The sequence below is a fragment of the Bartonella australis AUST/NH1 genome (assembly GCF_000341355.1).
Classification (GTDB): Bacteria; Pseudomonadota; Alphaproteobacteria; order Rhizobiales; family Rhizobiaceae; genus Bartonella; species Bartonella australis.
The window spans coordinates 973,367-988,977 of sequence record NC_020300.1 but is presented as its reverse complement, the minus strand read 5'-3'; the positions used below and the strand labels follow the sequence as shown (position 1 = coordinate 988,977).

The window sequence follows — 15,611 nt, the reverse complement described above, 5'->3', positions numbered from 1 at the left end:
AAAACTCGTTTTCATGCCCGCATTTCCTTTAGAAATAACCTGAATTATACTACGATAATTAAGATTAACGATTCAGAATCTTTGATAAAAATTCCTGTGTACGCGGCATTCTAGCTTGTGGATCAGAGAAAAATTCCTTGGATGAACAATCTTCGAGAATTTCTCCTTGATCCATAAAAATTACGCGCTTTGATACTTTCCGAGCGAAGCCCATTTCATGGGTCACACAAATCATCGTCATGCCTTCCTCGGCTAAATCGATCATAACATCCAATACTTCGCTCACCATTTCGGGATCAAGAGCAGAGGTTGGCTCATCAAAAAGCATTACAAGAGGGTCCATTGTTAATGCGCGCGCAATGGCGACACGTTGTTGTTGACCTCCAGAAAGCTGACCGGGGTATTTATCTTTATGCTCAATAAGTCCAACGCGTTCGAGATAGAGCAATCCGCGTTCAAGTGCTTCTTTCTTACTGCGCTTTAGAACTTTAATTTGTGCGATTGTCAGGTTTTCTGTAACGGATAAGTGCGGAAAAAGCTCAAAGTGTTGAAACACCATTCCTACGCGACTGCGTAATTTTGAAAGATTTGTCTGTTTTGAGTGGACCGGTATTCCATCAATCCAAATTTCTCCTTTTTGGAAGGGTACCAAGGCGTTAATAGTTTTTATAAATGTTGATTTGCCTGAACCTGATGGTCCACAGACTACGACGGTTTCCCCTTTATCGATGTTGGCCGTGCAGTTTTTGAGAATATTAATCTCACCATACCAGTTAGAAACATTTTTTATTTCGATCATATGAGTGGACATTTTCTTCCCCGTTAGCGAATAATGGATATCTTTTTTTGCAGATATAAAACCATTTGCGACAGTGTAAAACAGATAATAAAATAGAAAACGGCTGCCAAAATATAGGCTTCTTGCTTTACACCGAAATTGTTAGAAACGATATCAAATCCGTTCAAAAGGCTACTGCCACTAATTGCATAAACAAGAGTGGTATCTTGAAAAAGAATAATGATTTGCGTCAAAAAGACCGGGAGCATGTCCCTAAAGGCTTGAGGGAGGACCACGATGTACATATTTTGCCAATATGTCATTCCGAGAGCTTGTCCCGCGTATTTTTGCCCTTGAGGGATTGAAAGTATGCCAGCGCGCATAATTTCAGCAAAATAAGCCGCTTCAAATGCGGTAAAAGTGATTAATGCTGATTTATCCGCACCGATTGACGTGCCAATTAAGAAGGGTAGAAGAACAAAAAACCATAAGATAACCATAACAAGCGGTATTGAGCGCATAGCCGTTATGTAAATTACCGCGAGTAAAGAGACAGTTTTTATGGAAGAGAGCCGCATCATCGTCAAAAGCAAGCCCAAAATAAGTCCGAATATCGTCGCAAAAAGCGTTAAAAAAACGCTAAAAAGCAAACCTGAAAGAATGTAAGAACGGAATATATTAAAGGTAAAAAACGAAAAATCGAAATCCGAGAAATTAAAAGGAAAATAAGCTGAAAAATGAGAGCTCACAAAATTTATCATATTTAGCGCCTCTCCGATTGAAACTTGGGAATTTTAAGCATTCGCTCGATCATTGTGATAATGGCGAATATAAACAAGGCTATGATAATATACAGAACTGTTACAAGTAGATAATTTTCGTAAACATGACTCACTTCCTCAATTGTTTGGTACTGAAACTGCATTAATTCATTGATAGAAACAGCGAATGCTATCGATGAATTTTTTACGATGCCCATAGCCTCTGAAGTAAGAGGTGGTATGATTGTACGGAGAGCACGCGGTAATATGATGTAGCGGTAACTTTGGTAAGTGTTAAAACCCAGTGCCATAGCCGCGTAACGTTGCCCAGAAGGAATAGCTTCAATGCCTGAGCGTACTTGCTCGGCGATGCGAGCGGACGTGAAGAAGCCCAATGCAAAAGTTATTAATAAAATAGGTGAAAATTTCATTGCTGGTGGATAAATTTTAGGTACGACAAAATACCATAAAAATACTTGTACAAGCAGAGGAATATTACGCATCATTTCTACCCAAATACGACCAATAGCGCGAAGTATGCGATTAGTTACAGAGGTATCGGGTAGGGTGCGTATCGTTCCGACGATGACACCGACAAATATTGCCAATATCAGCGAGGAGATTGATAATACAACTGTATTTCTTAAGCCATCGAGTAATGTATCTAAATAAGTATGACTCACGCCAGGGGTCCCGAGGCACCCAGCCACCAGTGTTTGATCAAGATCATCCATGCACAGGAAAGAAAAGTCCATTAATTGATATTTCCTAAAGCCGATCGCCCTTTAGATAAGGTGGATAAATTAGCCATAATTTACATACGCCAAATTTGGCTAAAAATTAATCAAAATATAACTATATCCAAATTTTCAAAGAGAGCGGCCATCTTTTTTTATTTTACAGGTGGTTTTCAGTATATTCCTCTCGAGGCTTATTGTTTGGGTATTTCCAAGCGTGTAACGTCGATTGAGACAATGGAAGGTTAACCACGATATTTGCGGGAGGAATTGGTTTCATAAACCATTTATTGTAAAGCTTTTCGAGCGAAGAATCGTTGATTTGGCGCACGATACTATCGTTAATTGCTTGTTCAAGGTTTTTATCATTTAAACGGAGCATACACGCGATAGGTTCGACGGAAAGTACATTATCGAGAATCACATAATCGGATGGATTTTTTGATTTAGCGATATGGCCTGCAAGAATTGACGCGTCCATGACGAATGCGTCAGCGCGCCCGGATTCTAGAAACAGGAAGCTATCTCCATGGTCTTTACCGTTTAAGACTTTAAAATTTATATCTTTGGCACGTTTATTTTTACGGATAAGTTGAACAGAGGTCGTGCCAGTGGTCGTTGCGACTGTTTTACCGTTTAGATCCTCAATAGATCTGATATTAGAGCCCCTTCTAACGGCGATTCGGACTTCTTCAACGTAGGTTGTATAAGTAAATGCCGCTTCTTTACGGCGGGCAGAATCGTTCGTTGTAGAACCACACTCAAAATCATAGGTACCATTCTGTAGTAAGGGAATCCGATTTTGCGATGTGATAGGGAGATAATGAATTTCAATCTTCCTTCCTATTTTTTTCGCAATGTCACCAACGATATGTTCCGCCATTTCCGTATGGAATCCTGTATATTTACCGTTACCAAGGGCATAAGCTAAACCCGACGATTCGCGAACACCTAAGGTGACTACTCCCGTATTTTTAATTTTTTCAAGTGTATCACTTTTCGCTCGCGCTGCACCTGTCATCTCAATGACGGCTATTGCAATGAGTACCGACAGCGATTTTTTCATTACTTCCTCTATTCGCTTTATAATTTTTTCTTTTATTAGTATGTTTAGAGCGCACTCCCGCGTGTAAGTGTATAGCATATCTGTTCACTATTTTAGACGAGATGTTTTTGGACTACCTTAACGAAATCGATTTTGACCTTCCTTAATTTAAATTGAGCTCGATCCAAACAGGGACGTGGTCTGATGTTTTTTTGTATCCTCTTACTTCTGTTTGACTGTAGGCGCAAGTAAGTTGATCGGCGGCTTCCGGCGATAATAATAAGTGGTCAATACGAATGCCGTTATTTTTTGGCCATGCACCGGCTTGGAAGTCCCAAAAACTGAATGCGGGATCATCTGTGACGCTGCGGACGGCATCATACAAACCTAGATAAGCAATACGTTGAAATGCTTGCCTTGTTTGCGGAAGAAATAAAGCATCATTATTCCATTCTTGAGGTTTTTTTGCATCTAATGGGGCTGGAATAACATTATAATCACCGGCTAAAACGAGAGGTTCTTCGTATGCTAACAGCGACCTCGCATGCGCGTACAATCTCTCCATCCACTCCATTTTATAAGGATATTTTTCGCTGTTTACGGGATTTCCATTTGGAAGATAAAGGGAAGCGACGCGAATAACCCCTTTATTTGTTGAGTAAACGGCTTCAATATAACGCGCCTGCTTGTCATTATCGTCGCCTGGTAATTGGCGGATAACGTCGTCGGGCGTTTTTTTAGAGAGAATTGCAACTCCGTTAAAATTTTTTTGGCCGTGTGTTTCTATGTGATAGCCTAAGTTTTCAATTTCTTCGCGCGGAAAATTTTCATCGATAGTTTTTACCTCTTGTAGGCAAACTATATCAGGTTGATTTTGTTGTAGCCACCCACGTAACGTCTCATGTCGCGCTCTTATCCCAGCAATATTCCATGTTGCGATTTTCATGATGTTAGCTTTAAGCACTATACAATGTAATTAGCAAGTTGCTATCCTCGGATATTAACAACTACCCTCAAATATACTACGGCGTTTTTATTACTAATGGTCATTATGGCGACGCTTTGATTCAGTATTAGTAATAGGCTTTATAGAAACTAAAGTTAAATTGCCGTAATATTGTTTTATTTTCATTTTCGTAAACTTTCTGGTGTTTAGTACTTGACGAGTGTATGTGTTCTCGCTATTAAAAACCATCACGACCGGTATAGAAGTGGTTGTTGTTTGGGGTATTCGCCCCTGGGTTTGTATTAGTAGGGTTTCTTTTAGGGAATTTAAAAGTAAACGCTGGTGCAAGAGGCTTTTTGTCTCCTCTGCTTTTAGTCGGGTAAGCTGTGCGTGCAGTCGTGCCCGATTTTGTGTATAAGGTTGAGTGTTTGTTCTGATTTGTATCAGAGTAAGTGCAAGTGAAGAAGCCCAAGTGGGTAAGATGAACGCAGATTGAAAGAGGAAGGTTTTATGCCTACCGTAAACCAGTTGATTCGCAAGCCGCGTACAGCGTCAGTTAAACGCAATAAGGTTCCTGCTCTTCAGGCAAATCCGCAAAAGCGTGGTGTTTGTACTCGTGTATATACAACGACGCCGAAGAAGCCGAATTCTGCTCTTCGTAAGGTTGCTAAGGTCCGTTTAACAAACGGGTTCGAGGTAATCGGGTATATTCCTGGTGAAGGACATAATCTCCAAGAGCACTCTGTTGTGATGATTCGTGGGGGTCGTGTGAAAGATTTGCCTGGTGTCCGTTACCACATTATTCGTGGTTTGCTTGATACACAGGGTGTCAAAAATCGTAAACAGCGCCGTTCAAAATATGGCGCGAAACGTCCGAAATAAATATTGAGAGACAAAGCTAATGTCCCGTCGTCATAGAGCAGAAAAACGTGAAGTTAATCCAGATCCAAAATTTGGTGATTTGGTTGTCACCAAATTTATGAATGCCATTATGTTTGATGGTAAGAAGTCGGTTGCTGAGCGTATTGTGTATGGTGCGCTTGATGCGGTTGAAAGTAAAGCAAAGACAGATCCTATTGCTTTGTTTCATAGGGCATTGGAGAATGTTTCTCCGCATATTGAAGTTCGTTCACGTCGTGTTGGTGGTGCTACTTATCAGGTTCCAATAGATGTGCGTCCTGATCGTCGTCAAGCCCTTGCTATTCGTTGGTTGATTTCTGCGGCGCGTGGGCGCAATGAAACAACAATGATTGATCGTTTGTCTGGTGAGTTAGTTGATGCGGCTAATAATCGTGGATCTGCAGTGAAAAAGCGTGAGGATGTTCATCGTATGGCTGAAGCCAACCGTGCGTTCTCTCATTATCGCTGGTAGGCGTGTTTTTGAGGATTTAAGGCAAGTAAGATGGCTCGCGAATATAAAATCGAAGACTACCGTAATTTTGGTATTATGGCGCATATCGACGCTGGTAAAACTACGATGACTGAGCGTATTTTGTTCTATACTGGCAAGAATCATAAAATCGGGGAGACGCATGACGGCGCTTCTACGATGGATTGGATGGAGCAGGAACAAGAACGTGGTATTACGATTACGTCTGCTGCAACGACGACTTTTTGGGAAGGGTCTGATGGTCGGAGGCGGCGTTTTAATATCATTGATACACCTGGGCACGTTGATTTTACGATTGAGGTTGAGCGTTCTTTGCGTGTCCTCGATGGTGCAATAGCATTGTTGGATGCAAACGCCGGTGTGGAGCCTCAGACAGAGACTGTTTGGCGGCAAGCTGAGAAATATCACGTGCCGCGCATGGTTTTTGTTAATAAGATGGATAAAATTGGGGCTGATTTTTATCGTAGTGTGGAAATGGTTGGTTCCAGACTAGGTGCTAAGGCGCTGGTTATTCAGTTGCCTATCGGCTCTGAGAATGATTTTGAAGGCGTCGTTGATCTTATTGAGATGAAGGCGTTGAAGTGGGATGGTTCCATTGGTTCTTCGGCCACAGTAAGTGAGATTCCCGTTGAATTGAAAGAGAAGGCGGAAGAATATCGCGAAAAAATGATTGAGATGGCTGTTGAAGTTGATGAAGCTGCGACGGAAGCGTATTTGGAAGGTGTTATGCCAACTAATGAGCAGCTTGTGGCTCTTATCCGCAAGGGGACTATAGAGGTTCAGTTTCATCCAGTTCTTTGTGGTACTGCTTTCAAAAATAAAGGAGTGCAGCCGCTTTTGGATGCTGTTGTTTCTTATCTTCCTTCTCCGATTGATGTTCCGGCTATCAGCGGTATTGATGTTAAGACAGAGCTTGAGACGACGCGCGAATCTTCAGATGATGCTCCTCTTTCTATGCTCGCTTTTAAAATTATGAATGATCCTTTTGTTGGATCCTTGACTTTTTGTCGTATTTATTCTGGTAAAGTTCAGAAGGGTATTTCTCTCGAAAATACTGTGAAGCGGAAGAAGGAGCGTTTGGGACGTATGTTGCAGATGCATTCGAATTCTCGTGAAGATATTGAAGAGGCGTTTGCTGGTGATATTGTTGCTCTTGCTGGTCTTAAGGAAACAACAACGGGCGATACTCTTTGTGATCCTTTGAAGCCTGTTATTTTGGAGCGAATGGAGTTTCCTGAACCTGTTATTGAGATTGCGATTGAGCCAAAAACGAAAGCAGATCAAGAAAAAATGGGTATTGCGCTTAATCGTTTAGCGGCGGAGGACCCTTCGTTTCGCGTTAAGTCTGATGAAGAATCTGGTCAGACGATTATTGCTGGGATGGGTGAGCTTCATCTTGATATTATTGTTGACCGTATGAGGCGTGAGTTTAAAGTTGAGGCTAATGTTGGCCAGCCTCAGGTTGCTTATCGCGAATCTATTACCAAGAATGCAGAAATTGATTATACTCATAAAAAGCAATCTGGCGGCGCCGGGCAATTTGCTCGCGTGAAAATCATTTTTGAACCTCATGATGGTGATGATTTTATATTTGAATCAAAAATTGTTGGTGGTGCGGTTCCTAAAGAATATATCCCAGGTGTTCAGAAGGGTATTGAGAGTGTTATGGGGTCAGGGCCTCTTGCGGGTTTTCCCATGCTTGGTGTAAAAGCTACTCTGATCGATGGTGCTTATCATGATGTAGACTCTTCTGTTTTAGCTTTTGAAATTGCCTCGCGCGCTGCATTTCGGGAGGGGGCGCAAAAGGCCGGTGCACAGCTTTTGGAGCCGATTATGAAGGTAGAAGTTGTGACGCCGGAGGATTATGTTGGTGATGTAATTGGTGATCTAAATTCTCGTAGGGGTCAAATTTCGGGAACTGAGGCGCGCGGTATAGCGACGGTAGTAAATGCGATGGTTCCTTTGGCTAATATGTTTGGTTATGTGAATACGCTTCGCTCAATGAGTCAGGGGCGTGCTCAATATACGATGCAATTCGATCACTACGAACCTGTTCCTTCAGCTGTATCTCAGGAGATACAGAAAAAATATGCGTAACTTTTTGGGGTGCATTAATTTTAAACTTGGTCCTTTGTTAGGATAAAAAAATGGAGAGCTCAAATGGCAAAGAGCAAATTTGAACGCACGAAGCCGCACGTTAATATAGGTACGATTGGTCACGTTGACCACGGTAAGACCTCATTGACAGCGGCAATTACGAAATATTTTGGCGAATTTAAAGCGTATGATCAAATTGATGCAGCACCTGAGGAACGTGCTCGCGGGATTACTATTTCTACGGCGCATGTTGAGTATGAAACAGAGAAACGTCATTACGCACACGTTGATTGTCCTGGGCACGCAGATTATGTTAAAAATATGATCACAGGAGCCGCGCAGATGGATGGTGCCATTTTGGTTGTTTCGGCTTCTGATGGTCCAATGCCTCAAACACGGGAGCATATTCTTTTGGCGCGTCAGGTTGGGGTTCCGGCGATTGTCGTGTTCTTGAATAAAGTTGATCAAGTTGACGACGCTGAGCTTTTGGAGTTAGTTGAGCTTGAGGTTCGGGAGCTTCTTTCGAAGTATGATTTTCCTGGCGATGAAATTCCTATTGTTAAGGGGTCCGCTTTGGCTGCTCTTGAGGATACAAATAAAGCCATTGGTGAAGACGCGGTCCGTCTTTTGATGAGTGAGGTTGATAATTATATACCAACACCTGAGCGTCCGGTTGATCAGCCATTTTTGATGCCGATAGAGGATGTTTTTTCAATTTCGGGCCGTGGGACAGTTGTTACAGGTCGAGTCGAGCGTGGGCTTATTAAAGTTGGTGAAGAAATAGAGATCATCGGCATACGCCCAACTTCTAAAACGACGGTTACAGGGGTTGAGATGTTCCGCAAGCTTCTGGATCAAGGGCAGGCAGGTGATAATATTGGCGCATTGCTTCGTGGTGTTGATCGTGAAGGGATTGAACGTGGTCAGGTTTTGGCGAAGCCCGGTTCTGTTACACCGCACACTAAGTTTAAAGCTGAAGCATATATTTTGACGAAGGATGAAGGGGGTCGTCATACTCCGTTTTTCACTAATTATCGCCCGCAATTTTATTTCCGTACTACGGATGTGACGGGGATTGTTACTCTTCCTGAAGGTACAGAGATGGTTATGCCAGGTGATAATGTTGCAATGGATGTTTCTTTGATCGTTCCGATTGCGATGGAAGAAAAGCTCCGCTTTGCAATCCGTGAAGGCGGTCGCACCGTCGGAGCAGGAATCGTTTCTAAGATCATTGAGTGATGAAGATAATCGTTGAGAATGTTTTTAATTGTTTAAAACATTCTGCATGATGAGGAAATAAAGAGCATGAATGGTCAGAATATCCGCATTCGCTTAAAGGCGTTCGATCACAGGATTCTTGATGTGTCGACGCGTGAGATTGTGTCGACTGCTAAGCGTACTGGCGCTAATGTTCGCGGTCCTATCCCGCTTCCGACGCGGATTGAAAAATTTACGGTTAACCGTGGGCCACACATTGATAAGAAGAGCCGTGAGCAGTTTGAAATGCGTACGCATAAGCGTCTTCTTGATATTGTTGATCCAACACCGCAAACAGTAGATGCGCTTATGAAGCTTGATCTTTCTGCGGGTGTAGATGTTGAAATCAAGCTTTGAGGTTTGAAAACGGAAGGAGCAAACCCGATGCGTTCAGGTGTAATAGCACAGAAATTGGGCATGACCCGTATTTATAACGATGCTGGTGAACATGTGCCAGTAACGGTACTTCGTTTAGAAAAGTGTCAGGTTGTTGCTCAACGTACAGTTGAAAAAAATGGCTATACTGCTGTCCAGTTAGGTGTGGGGTTCGCAAAAGTTAAAAATACTTCGCGGGCTCTCCGTGGACATTTTGCCAGGGCTGAGGTTGAGCCAAAAGCTAAAGTGGCGGAGTTTCGTGTTAGTCCTGATAATCTTCTTGAAATTGGGACTGAGATCACGGCTGAGCATTTTATTCCAGGGCAGAGGGTTGATGTAACAGGTACGACTATCGGTAAGGGTTTTGCCGGTGTTATGAAGAGGCATAATTTCGGTGGACACCGTGCTTCGCATGGTAATTCGATTACGCATCGTGCTCACGGTTCAACGGGGCAATGCCAAGATCCGGGTAAAGTATTTAAAGGCAAAAAAATGGCTGGTCATATGGGGCAGGTTCGGGTAACGACTCAGAATATAGAAGTTGTTTCTACGGATGTTGATCGCGGCTTAATCTTACTGCGTGGCTCTGTGTCTGGTTCTAAGGGGGCTTGGATTTTGGTGCGAGATGCTATAAAAAAGCACCTTCCTGATAACGCTCCGAAGCCTGGGGGTGTTCGCCATCTTGTCAAAAATGGAACAGAAGTAGCGGCCTCAATGACGGGAGCTTCTGAAGCTGAGGGGGTTCAATGATGGATCTTGTAGTTAAAACTCTCGACGGTAATGAGGTTGGTGAATTGAAGCTCTCTGAGAGTATTTTTGGCCTTGTACCACGCGAAGATATTTTGCAACGTGTTGTTCGTTGGCAGCTTGCTCGTCGTCAACAAGGAACGCATCAGTCGCAAGGCCGCTCTGATGTGTCTCGAACGGGAGCAAAGATGTTTAAGCAAAAAGGGACTGGGCGTGCTCGGCATTCGTCTGCTCGTGCTCCACAATTTCGGGGTGGTGGTAAAGCTCATGGTCCGGTGGTGCGTAATCACGCACATGATCTTCCAAAAAAGATTCGTGCGCTTGGGTTGCGTCTTGCTTTGTCGGTGAAGGTAAAAACGAATAATTTAGTTGTAGTCGAGGAGTTTAGTGTTCAAGATGCTAAGACCAAAGTGCTCGCTGCGAATTTTTCTAAGCTCGGTTTTAATAATGCTTTATTGATTGGCGGTAGAGAAATTGATATGAGTTTTTCTCGTGCAGTGTCCAATATTCCTAATATTGATGTTTTGCCAATTCAGGGAATTAATGTTTATGATATTTTGCGTCGCAGCAAGCTTGTTTTATCTAAAGCTGCTGTCGAGGCTCTTGAGGAGCGTTTCAAATGACGGATCTTCGGCACTATGATGTAATTATTAGTCCAGTTGTTACCGAGAAGTCGACTACAATTTCGGAGTATAATCAAGTTGTTTTTAATGTTGCATTAAAGGCGACAAAACTTGAGATTAAAGCTGCTGTTGAAGCGCTTTTTAGTGTGAAAGTTAAAGCCGTCAATACGATGATTCGTAAGGGTAAAATAAAACGTTTTAAAGGCGTTATTGGTCGGAAAAGTGATGTTAAAAAAGCGATTGTGACGTTGGATAAAGGTCAATTAATCGATCTTTCGACAGGTCTTTAAGGGGCTCGGAGGTAGGAGATAAAAAATGGCACTCAGGAATTTTAATCCGACCACTCCCGGACAGCGTCAGCTCGTTATTGTAGATCGCTCTTGCCTTTATAAAGGGAAGCCCGTAAAGGTGTTAACCGAAGGATTGTCGTCGAAGGGTGGGCGTAATAATTGTGGTCGCGTTACTGTCCGTTCTCGAGGTGGTGGTCATAAGCGTAATTATAGATTCATTGATTTTAAGCGCCTTAAGCGTGATGTATCTGCAAAAGTTGAACGCTTAGAGTACGATCCGAATCGTACTGCTTTTATTGCTCTGATTCGCTACGAAGATGGACAATTAAATTATATTCTTGCGCCGCAGCGTCTCAGTGTTGGGGATTCTGTTGTAGCTGGTTCGAACGTCGATGTTAAGCCGGGTAACGCGATGCCTCTTGCTAATATGCCGGTAGGTACGATCATTCATAATGTTGAAATGAAGCCTGGGAAAGGTGGTCAGATTGCTCGTTCAGCGGGGACTTATGCGCAGCTAGTTGGGCGAGATCAAGGAATGGCTATTCTTCGTCTTAATTCTGGTGAGCAGCGTCTAGTTTTTGGCAATTGTTTTGCAACTGTTGGTGCTGTTTCAAATCCTGATCATGGAAATATTAGTGATGGTAAAGCGGGCCGGTCACGTTGGCGCGGTAAGCGCCCTCATGTTCGAGGTGTTGCCATGAATCCAGTTGATCATCCGCACGGCGGCGGTGAAGGTCGTACGTCAGGTGGTCGTCATCCAGTGTCTCCTTGGGGCAAACCTACTAAAGGTAAGCGTACACGCTCCAATAAAGCCACTGATAAGTTTATTATGCGCTCACGTCATCAGCGCAAAAAATAAGAAAGGTAGTCTGAAGTGGTTCGTTCAGTTTGGAAAGGTCCGTTTGTTGACGGCTATCTTCTTGGAAAAGCGGAGAAAGTACGTGCAAGTGGGCGTAATGAAGTTATTAAAATTTGGAGTCGCCGCTCTACTATTTTGCCGCAGTTTGTCGGTTTGACTTTCGGTGTTTACAATGGCAACAAGCACGTCCCCGTTTCTGTTTCTGAAGAAATGGTTGGGCATAAGTTTGGCGAGTTTGCCCCTACTCGGACCTATTATGGGCACGGTGCCGACAAGAAAGCAAAGAGGAAGTAGGAATGAGCAAAGCTAAGATTCCGCGCCAGCTTAAGGATAATGAGGCGAGGGCTGTTGCCCGGACGGTTCGTGTTAGTCCACAAAAGCTTAATTTAGTCGCTGCGATGATTCGTGGAAAAAAAGTTAATATGGCATTGGCTGATTTAACATTTTCGTGTAAACGTATTGCTGGGACGGTCAAAAAGACTCTTGAATCAGCGATTGCGAATGCAGAGAATAATCATGATCTCGATATTGATACGTTGATTGTTGCCGAGGCGTATGTTGGTAGATCGATGGTTATGAAGCGTTTTCATGTCCGTGGTCGCGGGCGGGCGGGCAGGATTGAGCGCCCATTTTCGCATCTTACTATTGTTGTCCGTGAAGTTACCGAAGAAGGGGAGGCCGCATAATGGGCCAGAAGATAAATCCAATAGGGCTTCGTCTTGGAGTTAATCGGACTTGGGATTCACGCTGGTATGCTGATAGCGGTGAATATGGGCGTCTTCTTCACGAAGATTTGAAAATTCGGTTATATGTGATTGAAGAATTGAAGCAGGCGGCTATTTCCAAGGTTGTTATTGAACGTCCTCATAAAAAGTGTCGTGTAACAATTCATTCCGCACGTCCTGGCCTTATTATTGGTAAAAAGGGTGCGGATATTGAGAAACTCCGTCGCAAGCTTTCGGAGATGACGGATGCTGAAACTTCGTTGAATATAGTTGAGATTCGTAAACCGGAAATTGATGCAACGATTATCGCTCAATCAATTGCTCAGCAGCTTGAGCGTCGTGTTGCTTTTCGGCGCGCAATGAAGCGTTCAGTTCAGTCAGCTATGCGCCTCGGGGCGGAAGGCATTCGTATTAATTGTTCTGGTCGTCTTGGTGGTGCCGAAATTGCTCGCATGGAGTGGTATCGTGAAGGTCGTGTTCCGCTTCATACTCTACGTGCTGATGTTGATTATGGTACGGCGGAGGCTAAGACTGCTTATGGCATTTGCGGTGTTAAAGTTTGGGTTTTTAAAGGTGAAATTCTTGAGCATGATCCGATGGCTTCGGAGCATCGTGCTGCAGAAAATGACCATTCGGGTTCTTCATCGAGTCGTCGCCGCGAAAATGCTTGATTTTTGTGGTCGGATTAAAATTTGGAGTAGAGAGCAATGTTGCAGCCAAAGCGCACAAAGTTCCGTAAGCAATTTAAGGGTCGTATCAGAGGTGTTTCAAAAGGCGGTACGGATCTGAATTTTGGTGCTTATGGTTTAAAGGCTGTTGAGCCAGAACGTGTTACTGCGCGCCAGATCGAAGCTGCGCGTCGTGCGATTACGCGTTATATGAGGCGTTCTGGTCGTGTGTGGATTCGTATTTTTCCGGATTTGCCGGTTACGTCTAAGCCTACTGAAGTTCGTATGGGTAAGGGTAAGGGAAGTGTTGATTATTGGGCTGCGCGTGTTGCGCCGGGGCGCGTCGTATTTGAACTTGACGGAGTGCCGGAAGATGTGGCACGTGAAGCGCTCAGGTTGGGTGCTGCGAAGCTACCTATTAAGACTCGTTTCATCCAGCGTGTTGCTGAGTAAAGAGGGTAAGTAATGAAAGCCGCAGAATTACGGGCGCAGACGCTCGACCAAATGAAAGATGAATTGGCTAAATTGAAAAAAGAGCAATTTAATTTGCGCTTTCAGAAAGCAACGGGCCAATTAGAAGGGACCGCGCGTGTTAAAAAGGTTCGCCGTGATATTGCGCGTGTTAAAACTTTTCTTCGTCAGAAGATGAATGATAGTGAGGCTTAAGGAAGAAAGATGCCTAAACGCATTTTACAAGGTATTGTCGTCAGTGATAAGAACGATAAGACTGTGGTTGTCAGGGTGGAGCGCCGTTATTCTCATCCGCTTCTCCAAAAGACAGTTAGGCAGTCTAAAAAGTACAAGGCACATGACGAAGATAATCAGTTCAGAGTCGGAGATCAGGTTTTTATTCAAGAGTCTAAGCCGATTTCGAAAGATAAACGTTGGATTGCTGTTAAAGACAGTGTAGTTTAATTAATTAAGTTTATCGTTCGAGAATTTGGTGTTGGTTTTGTCTCCACTGATAGGTTTAAGAGCGGTGGTTTCGCCGTTACTTGGCGAGCGAATTCAGATTGTGCAAGAAGTGCAGTCAAATTTAGGTATTGAAAAGAAGGTGGGCGGTCATGATTCAGATGCAAACAAACCTCGACGTCGCGGATAATTCTGGCGCTCGTCGTGTCATGTGCATCAAGGTGTTGGGCGGTTCAAAGCGGAAATATGCTTCGGTCGGCGACATTATTGTTGTTTCGGTTAAGGATGCTATTCCTCGTGGTCGTGTTAAAAAGGGTGACGTGATGAAAGCTGTGGTGGTTCGTACTGCTAAGGATATTCGTCGTGCTGACGGTAGTGTTATCCGCTTTGATAGAAATGCTGCTGTTTTAGTTGATAATAAAAAAGAGCCCATCGGTACGCGTATCTTTGGACCGGTTCCTCGCGAACTTCGTGGTAGGAATCATATGAAAATTATTTCACTCGCTCCTGAAGTGCTATAAGGAGCAGTTATTATGCAAAAGATTCGAAAAGGTGATAAAGTCGTTGTTTTGTCCGGAAAAGATAAAGGATGTAGGGGCGAAGTTATTAAAGTCAATCCGAAGGAAGAGAGTGCTCTTGTTCGTGGGGTTAATGTAGTTAAGCGTCATCAACGCCAAACGCAAAAACAAGAAGCTGGGGTTGTTTCTAAGGAAGCTCCTATTCATTTATCTAATTTGGCTGTCGCCGATCCTAAAGATGGTAAGCCTACACGTGTAGGTTTTCGCGTGAATGCGGGGGGTGATAAGGTCCGTTTTGCCAAACGTTCGGGAGAATTGATTAATGGCTGAGGAAAAACAAAAACCGCGTATGAAGGCGCATTATCTTGAAGTGGTTCGTAGAGCGCTTCAGGAGAAATTTGGTTATAAGAATGAAATGCAGATCCCGCGCGTTGATAAGATCGTTGTTAATATGGGGATTGGCGAGGCGACTGCTGATTCCAAAAAGCCGTCTATCGCAGCCGAGGACTTGGCATTAATAACGGGTCAAAAAGCCGTCGTCACCCGTGCGCGCAATTCCATTGCTACTTTCAAAGTCCGCGAAGGTATGCCTCTTGGGGCTAAGGTCACGTTGCGCAGAGACCGTATGTTCGAATTCTTGGATCGCCTCGTTACGATCGCGCTACCGCGAGTCCGCGACTTCCGCGGCTTAAACCCTAAAAGCTTCGACGGCCGCGGAAATTTCGCTATGGGGATCAGAGAACATATCGTCTTTCCGGAAGTTAATTACGATAAAGTCGACCAAATTTGGGGGATGGATATCATCATTTGCACGACAGCAAGGACGGACAATGAAGCGCGCGAACTACTCCGCGCTCTTAATTTTCCGTTCCGCTCGTAACGG

23 protein-coding genes are annotated in these 15,611 nt (G+C 43.7%); 18 read left to right on the top strand and 5 right to left on the bottom strand.

All coding sequences use genetic code 11. The annotated features are described in order from the left end of the window. Positions 1-64 precede the first annotated feature (64 nt). The 5 genes from BANH1_RS04225 to xth form a co-directional block, all read right to left on the bottom strand. Positions 65-811 (bottom strand): amino acid ABC transporter ATP-binding protein, encoded by a 747-nt coding sequence (locus BANH1_RS04225; protein WP_015398179.1) that lies wholly within the window; start codon positions 809-811, stop codon positions 65-67. An 11-nt stretch (positions 812-822) separates the two neighbouring features. Then, the gene (locus BANH1_RS04220) at positions 823-1,539 is read right to left on the bottom strand and encodes an amino acid ABC transporter permease (RefSeq protein ID WP_015398178.1); all 717 of its coding nucleotides are present in this window, start codon (positions 1,537-1,539) and stop codon (positions 823-825) included. 2 nt (positions 1,540-1,541) lie between these two features. Then, the gene (locus BANH1_RS04215; protein ID WP_015398177.1) at positions 1,542-2,294 is read right to left on the bottom strand and encodes an amino acid ABC transporter permease; all 753 of its coding nucleotides are present in this window, start codon (positions 2,292-2,294) and stop codon (positions 1,542-1,544) included. A gap of 142 nt (positions 2,295-2,436) precedes the next feature. Next, positions 2,437-3,342: a transporter substrate-binding domain-containing protein gene (locus BANH1_RS04210; protein ID WP_015398176.1), complete on the bottom strand. Its 906-nt coding sequence runs from the start codon at positions 3,340-3,342 to the stop codon at positions 2,437-2,439. Positions 3,343-3,484: 142 nt separating this feature from the next. Next, positions 3,485-4,267: an exodeoxyribonuclease III gene (gene xth / locus BANH1_RS04205; RefSeq protein WP_015398175.1), complete on the bottom strand. Its 783-nt coding sequence runs from the start codon at positions 4,265-4,267 to the stop codon at positions 3,485-3,487. Positions 4,268-4,777: 510 nt separating this feature from the next. Here xth and rpsL point away from each other — a divergent pair. From rpsL to rplE, 18 genes are all read left to right on the top strand, one after another. Then, the gene (gene rpsL, locus BANH1_RS04200) at positions 4,778-5,149 is read left to right on the top strand and encodes a 30S ribosomal protein S12 (protein ID WP_015398174.1); all 372 of its coding nucleotides are present in this window, start codon (positions 4,778-4,780) and stop codon (positions 5,147-5,149) included. Between the two features lie 19 nt (positions 5,150-5,168). Then, a complete protein-coding gene (rpsG, locus tag BANH1_RS04195; RefSeq protein ID WP_015398173.1) occupies positions 5,169-5,639 on the top strand; it encodes a 30S ribosomal protein S7 in 471 nt (156 codons plus the stop codon). 30 nt (positions 5,640-5,669) lie between these two features. Beyond that, complete coding sequence (gene fusA / locus BANH1_RS04190; RefSeq protein WP_015398172.1) at positions 5,670-7,754, top strand: elongation factor G; 2,085 nt, start codon at positions 5,670-5,672, stop codon at positions 7,752-7,754. Between the two features lie 63 nt (positions 7,755-7,817). After that, a complete protein-coding gene (gene tuf, locus BANH1_RS04185; RefSeq protein ID WP_015397909.1) occupies positions 7,818-8,993 on the top strand; it encodes an elongation factor Tu in 1,176 nt (391 codons plus the stop codon). Between the two features lie 66 nt (positions 8,994-9,059). Next, a complete protein-coding gene (gene rpsJ, locus BANH1_RS04180; protein ID WP_015398171.1) occupies positions 9,060-9,368 on the top strand; it encodes a 30S ribosomal protein S10 in 309 nt (102 codons plus the stop codon). Between the two features lie 27 nt (positions 9,369-9,395). Beyond that, complete coding sequence (rplC, locus tag BANH1_RS04175; protein ID WP_015398170.1) at positions 9,396-10,136, top strand: 50S ribosomal protein L3; 741 nt, start codon at positions 9,396-9,398, stop codon at positions 10,134-10,136. Continuing rightward, a complete protein-coding gene (gene rplD / locus BANH1_RS04170; protein WP_041583005.1) occupies positions 10,136-10,756 on the top strand; it encodes a 50S ribosomal protein L4 in 621 nt (206 codons plus the stop codon). Before rplC ends, rplD begins: the two co-directional genes overlap by 1 nt. Further along, a complete protein-coding gene (locus BANH1_RS04165; protein WP_015398168.1) occupies positions 10,753-11,046 on the top strand; it encodes a 50S ribosomal protein L23 in 294 nt (97 codons plus the stop codon). Before rplD ends, BANH1_RS04165 begins: the two co-directional genes overlap by 4 nt. Positions 11,047-11,071: 25 nt before the next feature. Beyond that, positions 11,072-11,905 (top strand): 50S ribosomal protein L2, encoded by an 834-nt coding sequence (gene rplB / locus BANH1_RS04160; RefSeq protein WP_015398167.1) that lies wholly within the window; start codon positions 11,072-11,074, stop codon positions 11,903-11,905. A gap of 15 nt (positions 11,906-11,920) precedes the next feature. After that, positions 11,921-12,199, top strand: a complete 279-nt coding sequence (gene rpsS, locus BANH1_RS04155) for a 30S ribosomal protein S19 (protein ID WP_015398166.1) — start codon at positions 11,921-11,923, stop codon at positions 12,197-12,199. A 2-nt stretch (positions 12,200-12,201) separates the two neighbouring features. Further along, positions 12,202-12,591, top strand: coding sequence for a 50S ribosomal protein L22 (gene rplV / locus BANH1_RS04150; RefSeq protein WP_015398165.1), 390 nt, complete (start codon positions 12,202-12,204; stop codon positions 12,589-12,591). Further along, positions 12,591-13,301, top strand: coding sequence for a 30S ribosomal protein S3 (gene rpsC / locus BANH1_RS04145; protein WP_015398164.1), 711 nt, complete (start codon positions 12,591-12,593; stop codon positions 13,299-13,301). The genes rplV and rpsC overlap by 1 nt, the downstream gene beginning before the upstream one ends. A gap of 36 nt (positions 13,302-13,337) precedes the next feature. Continuing rightward, positions 13,338-13,751, top strand: coding sequence for a 50S ribosomal protein L16 (gene rplP / locus BANH1_RS04140; RefSeq protein WP_015398163.1), 414 nt, complete (start codon positions 13,338-13,340; stop codon positions 13,749-13,751). A gap of 12 nt (positions 13,752-13,763) precedes the next feature. Continuing rightward, positions 13,764-13,964, top strand: coding sequence for a 50S ribosomal protein L29 (rpmC, locus tag BANH1_RS04135; protein ID WP_015398162.1), 201 nt, complete (start codon positions 13,764-13,766; stop codon positions 13,962-13,964). Positions 13,965-13,973: 9 nt separating this feature from the next. Then, entirely contained in the window at positions 13,974-14,213 is a 240-nt protein-coding gene (gene rpsQ / locus BANH1_RS04130; protein WP_015398161.1) for a 30S ribosomal protein S17, read from the top strand. Between the two features lie 149 nt (positions 14,214-14,362). After that, the gene (gene rplN / locus BANH1_RS04125; protein ID WP_015398160.1) at positions 14,363-14,731 is read left to right on the top strand and encodes a 50S ribosomal protein L14; all 369 of its coding nucleotides are present in this window, start codon (positions 14,363-14,365) and stop codon (positions 14,729-14,731) included. 12 nt (positions 14,732-14,743) lie between these two features. Next, entirely contained in the window at positions 14,744-15,058 is a 315-nt protein-coding gene (rplX, locus tag BANH1_RS04120) for a 50S ribosomal protein L24 (RefSeq protein WP_015398159.1), read from the top strand. Next, a complete protein-coding gene (rplE, locus tag BANH1_RS04115) occupies positions 15,051-15,608 on the top strand; it encodes a 50S ribosomal protein L5 (RefSeq protein ID WP_015398158.1) in 558 nt (185 codons plus the stop codon). The genes rplX and rplE overlap by 8 nt, the downstream gene beginning before the upstream one ends. Positions 15,609-15,611 lie beyond the last annotated feature (3 nt).

Excerpts from the sequence above, each read along its gene's own strand:
- BANH1_RS04225 (WP_015398179.1), bottom strand. The coding sequence starts at position 811 with ATGTCCACTCATATGATCGAAATAAAAAATGTTTCTAACTGGTATGGT.
- BANH1_RS04220 (WP_015398178.1), bottom strand. The coding sequence starts at position 1,539 with ATGATAAATTTTGTGAGCTCTCATTTTTCAGCTTATTTTCCTTTTAAT.
- BANH1_RS04215 (WP_015398177.1), bottom strand. The coding sequence starts at position 2,294 with ATGGACTTTTCTTTCCTGTGCATGGATGATCTTGATCAAACACTGGTG.
- BANH1_RS04210 (WP_015398176.1), bottom strand. The coding sequence starts at position 3,342 with ATGAAAAAATCGCTGTCGGTACTCATTGCAATAGCCGTCATTGAGATG.
- xth (WP_015398175.1), bottom strand. The coding sequence starts at position 4,267 with ATGAAAATCGCAACATGGAATATTGCTGGGATAAGAGCGCGACATGAG.
- rpsL (WP_015398174.1), top strand. The coding sequence starts at position 4,778 with ATGCCTACCGTAAACCAGTTGATTCGCAAGCCGCGTACAGCGTCAGTT.
- rpsG (WP_015398173.1), top strand. The coding sequence starts at position 5,169 with ATGTCCCGTCGTCATAGAGCAGAAAAACGTGAAGTTAATCCAGATCCA.
- fusA (WP_015398172.1), top strand. The coding sequence starts at position 5,670 with ATGGCTCGCGAATATAAAATCGAAGACTACCGTAATTTTGGTATTATG.
- tuf (WP_015397909.1), top strand. The coding sequence starts at position 7,818 with ATGGCAAAGAGCAAATTTGAACGCACGAAGCCGCACGTTAATATAGGT.
- rpsJ (WP_015398171.1), top strand. The coding sequence starts at position 9,060 with ATGAATGGTCAGAATATCCGCATTCGCTTAAAGGCGTTCGATCACAGG.
- rplC (WP_015398170.1), top strand. The coding sequence starts at position 9,396 with ATGCGTTCAGGTGTAATAGCACAGAAATTGGGCATGACCCGTATTTAT.
- rplD (WP_041583005.1), top strand. The coding sequence starts at position 10,136 with ATGGATCTTGTAGTTAAAACTCTCGACGGTAATGAGGTTGGTGAATTG.
- BANH1_RS04165 (WP_015398168.1), top strand. The coding sequence starts at position 10,753 with ATGACGGATCTTCGGCACTATGATGTAATTATTAGTCCAGTTGTTACC.
- rplB (WP_015398167.1), top strand. The coding sequence starts at position 11,072 with ATGGCACTCAGGAATTTTAATCCGACCACTCCCGGACAGCGTCAGCTC.
- rplV (WP_015398165.1), top strand. The coding sequence starts at position 12,202 with ATGAGCAAAGCTAAGATTCCGCGCCAGCTTAAGGATAATGAGGCGAGG.
- rpsC (WP_015398164.1), top strand. The coding sequence starts at position 12,591 with ATGGGCCAGAAGATAAATCCAATAGGGCTTCGTCTTGGAGTTAATCGG.
- rplP (WP_015398163.1), top strand. The coding sequence starts at position 13,338 with ATGTTGCAGCCAAAGCGCACAAAGTTCCGTAAGCAATTTAAGGGTCGT.
- rpmC (WP_015398162.1), top strand. The coding sequence starts at position 13,764 with ATGAAAGCCGCAGAATTACGGGCGCAGACGCTCGACCAAATGAAAGAT.
- rpsQ (WP_015398161.1), top strand. The coding sequence starts at position 13,974 with ATGCCTAAACGCATTTTACAAGGTATTGTCGTCAGTGATAAGAACGAT.
- rplN (WP_015398160.1), top strand. The coding sequence starts at position 14,363 with ATGATTCAGATGCAAACAAACCTCGACGTCGCGGATAATTCTGGCGCT.
- rplX (WP_015398159.1), top strand. The coding sequence starts at position 14,744 with ATGCAAAAGATTCGAAAAGGTGATAAAGTCGTTGTTTTGTCCGGAAAA.
- rplE (WP_015398158.1), top strand. The coding sequence starts at position 15,051 with ATGGCTGAGGAAAAACAAAAACCGCGTATGAAGGCGCATTATCTTGAA.